We start from the raw sequence: 5477 nt of genomic DNA, 5'->3' as shown, positions 1-5477 counted from the left end.
TTCTCTAAGAAAGGAGGTGATCCAACCGCAGGTTCACCTACGGTTACCTTGTTACGACTTCACCCCAGTCGCTGTGTGTGCCGTGGGCAGTAGCTACTTTAGCATCCTGACTTAAGGCAAACACAACTCCCATGGTGTGACGGGCGGTGAGTACAAGACCCGGGAACGTATTCACCGCAACATGGCTGATTTGCGATTACTAGCGATTCCAGCTTCATGCAGGCGAGTTGCAGCCTGCAATCCGAACTGAGAGGCGTTTTTAAGATTGGCTCAACCTCGCGGCATTGCATCTCTTTGTGCGCCCCATTGTAGCACGTGTGTAGCCCTAGGCGTAAGGGCCATGATGACTTGACGTCGTCCTCACCTTCCTCCTGCTTACGCAGGCAGTATTCTTAGAGAGCTCAGCATGACCTGTTAGCAACTAAGAAAGAGGGTTGCGCTCGTTGCGGGACTTAACCCAACATCTCACGACACGAGCTGACGACAGCCGTGCAGCACCTGTTTTCAGGGTCTAGCAAGCTAGACACTTCGCTATTTCTAGCAAATTCCTTCAATGTCAAGCCTAGGTAAGGTTCTTCGTGTATCTTCGAATTAAACCACATGCTCCACCGCTTGTGCGGGTCCCCGTCTATTCCTTTGAGTTTTAATCTTGCGACCGTACTCCCCAGGCGGGATGCTTAAGGCGTTAGCTGCATTACTGGGGGGACAAAGCCCCCCAACAACTAGCATCCATCGTTTAGGGCGTGGACTACCAGGGTATCTAATCCTGTTTGCTCCCCACGCTTTCGTGCAATCAGCGTCAGTATTGTTCCAGCAGGTCGCCTTCGCAATGAGTATTCCTCTTGATCTCTACGGATTTTACCCCTACACCAAGAATTCCACCTACCTCTCCCACACTCCAGAGTTGTAGTTTCAAATGCAGTTCTATGGTTAAGCCATAGGATTTCACATCTGACTTACAACCCCGCCTACGCACTCTTTACGCCCAGTGATTCCGAGTAACGCTTGCACCCTCCGTATTACCGCGGCTGCTGGCACGGAGTTAGCCGGTGCTTATTCGTCAGATACCGTCATTATCTTCTCTGACAAAAGGAGTTTACAATCCTAAAACCTTCATCCTCCACGCGGCGTTGCTGCTTCAGGCTTGCGCCCATTGAGCAATATTCCCTACTGCTGCCTCCCGTAGGAGTCTGGACCGTGTCTCAGTTCCAGTGTGTCCGTTCACCCTCTCAGGCCGGATACCCGTCATTGCCTTGGTGAGCCTTTACCTCACCAACAAGCTGATAGGACATAGACCAATCCTTTAGCGATAAATCTTTCCCCCATAGGGTAGTATTTGGTATTAATCACCATTTCTAGTGGCTATCCCAAACTAAAGGGCATGTTATCTATGCGTTACTCACCCGTGCGCCACTAATCCGCCTAGCAAGCTAGGCTTCATCGTTCGACTTGCATGTATTAGGCACGCCGCCAGCGTTCACTCTGAGCCAGGATCAAACTCTCCATAAAGTTAAGTTTATCCTAAACTGGCTCTGTGCTTGATAGATTTCTCTACAAGCACTTAAAGATTACTCTGTATATAGACAAGTTGTGTCAATAAATAGAGTTCTTTAGCCAAAAACAAAAATCAAAAAACAAATTTTGGCTACAAGACTCTCTTGCTTAAATGTCAAAGATCGTTGCGCTTGTTTGAAGCTTTTTTAAAACCGCTTTGGTTTTTCAACCTTTACATTTTTAAACCGCTTTAACTTTGGCAAAAGCGTATTATAGGGTAGAAAAGCTTAAGGGGGGCTTAAGTGGGGGTGTGTTGTAGCAATATCAAAAAATCATGGGTATTGGATCAATTTTTCAATTTGGCTAGCGTGCACCCTGTGGGGACTGCCATGCTCTAAAATGACAAGTAGGGGATCGGGTTTTTCAGGGATAAAGTCCAATACTTGGGTGCGTGTATAAAGACCTTTGTTGTTTTGCCGTCTATAGCGATCCTCCCAAAACAGCGTTACAATCTCCCCCTTTAAACGCCCCCACTCTTTTAGGGGAATGGGGGGGAATGGGGCGGATATGGCGCACATGTTTTGGGTGGCAATGTTCGCAATCTATCCATGTAATATCGTTGTATCCAGCATGCGATGCGCAAAGATTAAAAGATTCATACCAATCATTCGGGTGTGTGGTGTCTTGCAATTCTCCATAAAGGATTGAGCCATCCACAAACGCCACTTCCACCCATTGCCCATCCAACTTGAACCACTCGACAATGGGGGGGGGTCTTGATTGACAATGATCGTAGGGGGGTCTATGGGTTTCCAAGACACCACATCTTTAACAATGGCTAAATCACTTATGACCCCACCTTCAACCTCTATGTAGTAATCTAAATCACTTTCAAAAGTCCGCAGCTTAATCCCTGTTTGGGCATACTTAAAATCTATCTCCCGCAACTCCCCTTGCAGCACACTCCCATCTGTCAGTTCCAAGCGCACCCATTGGTTTAAATATGTTTTTAGGTCCTTAAAAGTCATGCTCTTGCCTTTCAAAATTTGCTCCAATATTACATAAAACTAGCTTTTGGCTTGGTGGGTTTTGCAAAACCTTGACTCTCTTGTCATAATGCCCTTCGCATTTTAATTTTTAGGCAAGGAGCCAACATGTTTATCCAAGATTTAAGCATTGAGCAACAACAAATATTTTTGTATTTGGCAAGAAAAGTCATTGAAGCTGTTGCATGGATTGCAACTAGGCGCACTGGATGTGATCAAAAAACAATGCGAATATGGCATTAGCGAAAAAGAAGTGCCTTTGAACACTTTAGGCAAACTCTTTACTACCAATCATGCCAAACATGTGGTGTCTAGCACGCCTAAAAAAGACATCTTCCCCCCAGCCATTGCCAACTTTGTCAAAGCCCCTCTGAACCCTAACAAAATAGACATTCTTATGATCAATCAGGGCATGCTGAATGCGTCTAGCCTAGATAAAGCCTATGATCAATGCTTGTTTGAACGCCTTGGTCGCCCCTTTGAGGCACTAAAGGCGGTGTGTCCGCTTATCATCATTGATGAACCCCACCGCTTCAAAAAGGATCAAAAGAGTTTTAAAAACATTAAAAAAATTGAAGCCCCATGGGTGTTTCGCTTTGGGGCGACTTTTGAAGGGAGAGAAGAAAATTTAATCTACCGCCTAAGCGCACTAGAAGCCTTTAATCAAAACTTGGTTAAGGGCGTGCAAGTTTTTACCCATGGGCTAGGGCAACACACCACCCCCGTGCAACTTGTGGGTGCTAATGGCTATGAAGCGCGCTTTAAGCAGGGCGATCAAAACTTTAGCATGGGGGTGGGGGATAGTTTGAGCAAAATCCATGCGGATTTAAACTTAACCTTAGAGAAAATCTCTAAAAAAAGCGTGTTAATCTCTAATGGTTTGGAACTCAAAATCCATAATAGCATCCACCCAGCGCGTTACCACACGAGCTTAAGGGAGCAAATGATCGATCAAGCATTAGAGGAGCACTTTAAATTAGAGCGCAAACTTTTAAGCCGTGTGGATAAAATCAAGCCCTTACTCTTGTTTTTCATCGATGACATTGCGGGCTACCGGGAAGGGGGGGTTTAAAGAGAGTTTTAACGTGCTTGTCAAACACAAACTAGAAAGACTTTTAAGCGATGAGGAAACTAGAGAGGATCGCAATGACTTTTATGTAGGCTATCTCAAAAAATCCCTAGCAGACATTGAGAGCACACATGGAGGGTATTGGGATTTGCAAATTGCGTGCGCATCACCAAAGTGAGGGATTAAGCTACCAAACCCTTACAAAATTTTATGCCCTATAGGGAGTTTTTAATGCAATTTGCCCTAGAAACCCATACCCAAGTAGAGACCTTACCCACAACTCAGCCCTGCAGCTCTTGTAGGCTCACGGGGGGGTTGTGGCTGAATTTGGAGTATTCTAGCAAACTCAAAAGCACCTTTTCTACGGCTTTGAGCGTAGTAAAATAAGAGATTTTGTTTTTGAGCACCTGCATGCGGATGATCTTAGAGTCCTCGCTTATGCGGTCGCTGGTGTTAATGGCCATGTCTATCTGCTGATTTAGCATGAAATCGGAGATATTAGGCCGCCCCTCAGAGATTTTAAGCACCTGCACGCTCTCTAAGCCCTCGGCTAACAAAGCCCTATGCGTGCCAGTAGTGGCGTAAAGTTTAAAGCCCAAACTAGCAAACGCCCGCATTAAAGGCATCGCCCTTTGTTTATCGCTATCCTTCAAGGACACAAAGACATGCCCGCTGTGCTTAATGGGGTTGTTGCACGCCAGCTGGGATTTATAAAAAGCTTCGGCTAAGGTGTAGCCCACGCCCGCCACCTCGCCCGTGCTTTTCATCTCAGGTCCTAGCACCAAATCCGCCCCATAAAGTTTATTAAAGGGGAACACGCTCTCTTTGACAAAGACATAATTTAAAGGCTTGGCTAAAAATAACCCCCCACCCTTATTTTCTAGCCCCTTGAAGTCCCCTAAGCCCTGCCCCACCATCACCCCAATCGCCATCGCCGCAAGGTCTAGCCCGAGTGCCTTAGAGACAAAGGGCACGGTGCGCGAGCATCTAGGGTTGATTTCTAACACAAAGAGCTGGTTATTTTTATAGGCAAATTGGATATTGACTAAGCCCAACACCTGCAAGCCCAAAGCGATTTTTTGCGTTTGGCTATAGACTTCTTCTAAAACCTGCGGGCTTAGACTTGGGGGGATAAAGCAAGTGCTATCGCCTGAATGGATACCGGCGGGCTCAATATGCTCTAGCACGCTACACACAAAGACACTTTGTTGGTCGCAAATGGCATCCACATCTAACTCTAGCGCGTCCTCTAAAAAGCTATCCATCAGCAAGCTGGTTTCAAAGCTGTAATTCTCCATGTAGTCTAAACACTCCTCTTTGGTGCGTAAAATGCGCATTTTTGCCCCCCCTAGCACGAAACTAGGGCGCAAGATTAGGGGCAACTCTAGGTTTTCTAGGCATTCTAAAGCCTGTTTTTTAGAGTTGGCGCATAGCCCTTTGGGGTAGGCAATGTTGAGATGGTCTAAGAGTTTGTGGCATAAATCCCGCTCTTCGGCGATTTCAATGTTTTTAAAAGCGGTGCCTAGCAGGGGGATATTTAAGGCTTCTAAGTCTTTGGCAATCTTAAGCGGGGTTTGCCCCCCAAAGCCCACCACCACGCCCATTAAATGCGCCCTCTCTCGGGCTACAATCTCTAGGACATGCTCTAAAGTGATGGGCTCAAAGTAGAGCGTGTCGCTAGTGTCATGATCGGTGCTGATCGTCTCGGGGTTGTTGTTGATGATGATGGGGCTTAGTCCCATTTTTTTAAGCGCAAGGCTAGCGTGCGTCAAGGCGTAGTCAAACTCCATGCCCACCCCGATTTTATTGGCACTCGAGCCGATTAAAATCACCTTTTGGCGGGTGGATTTGGGGGGGTTGTTGTGGGC

General features: G+C 46.5%; 5 protein-coding genes and 1 rRNA gene. 2 read left to right on the top strand and 4 right to left on the bottom strand.

The annotated features are described in order from the left end of the window. Nucleotides 1–9 precede the first annotated feature (9 nt). The 3 genes from C5684_RS07530 to C5684_RS07520 all read right to left on the bottom strand — a co-directional run bounded on the left by C5684_RS07530 (nt 10) and on the right by C5684_RS07520 (nt 2522). A 16S ribosomal RNA gene (locus C5684_RS07530) occupies nt 10–1509 on the bottom strand. Between the two features lie 317 nt (nt 1510–1826). Continuing rightward, nucleotides 1827–2072 (bottom strand): hypothetical protein, encoded by a 246-nt coding sequence (locus C5684_RS07525; RefSeq protein WP_013889685.1) that lies wholly within the window; start codon nt 2070–2072, stop codon nt 1827–1829. A 24-nt stretch (nt 2073–2096) separates the two neighbouring features. Further along, nucleotides 2097–2522, bottom strand: a complete 426-nt coding sequence (locus C5684_RS07520; RefSeq protein WP_041602773.1) for a hypothetical protein — start codon at nt 2520–2522, stop codon at nt 2097–2099. A gap of 190 nt (nt 2523–2712) precedes the next feature. On the opposite strand from C5684_RS07520, the gene C5684_RS09340 reads away from it, so the two are divergent. Continuing rightward, nucleotides 2713–3612: a DEAD/DEAH box helicase family protein gene (locus C5684_RS09340; RefSeq protein ID WP_210630080.1), complete on the top strand. Its 900-nt coding sequence runs from the start codon at nt 2713–2715 to the stop codon at nt 3610–3612. 13 nt (nt 3613–3625) lie between these two features. Further along, the gene (locus tag C5684_RS09335; RefSeq protein ID WP_006018551.1) at nt 3626–3787 is read left to right on the top strand and encodes a hypothetical protein; all 162 of its coding nucleotides are present in this window, start codon (nt 3626–3628) and stop codon (nt 3785–3787) included. 103 nt (nt 3788–3890) lie between these two features. On the opposite strand, the gene C5684_RS07510 is transcribed toward C5684_RS09335, so the two are convergent. Next, the coding region (locus tag C5684_RS07510) for a carbamoyl phosphate synthase preATP-grasp domain-containing protein (protein ID WP_158650211.1) at nt 3891–5477 on the bottom strand (1587 nt) is incomplete at its 5' end.

The sequence above is a fragment of the Helicobacter bizzozeronii genome (assembly GCF_900196775.1).
GTDB classification, from domain to species: domain Bacteria; phylum Campylobacterota; class Campylobacteria; order Campylobacterales; family Helicobacteraceae; genus Helicobacter; species Helicobacter bizzozeronii.
This window is presented reverse-complemented; position numbering and strand designations above follow the sequence as displayed.

What these genes read in the sequence shown, in the direction of transcription:
- C5684_RS07525 (WP_013889685.1), bottom strand. Translation starts at nt 2,072, where the DNA reads ATGTGCGCCATATCCGCCCCATTCCCCCCCATTCCCCTAAAAGAGTGG.
- C5684_RS07520 (WP_041602773.1), bottom strand. Translation starts at nt 2,522, where the DNA reads ATGACTTTTAAGGACCTAAAAACATATTTAAACCAATGGGTGCGCTTG.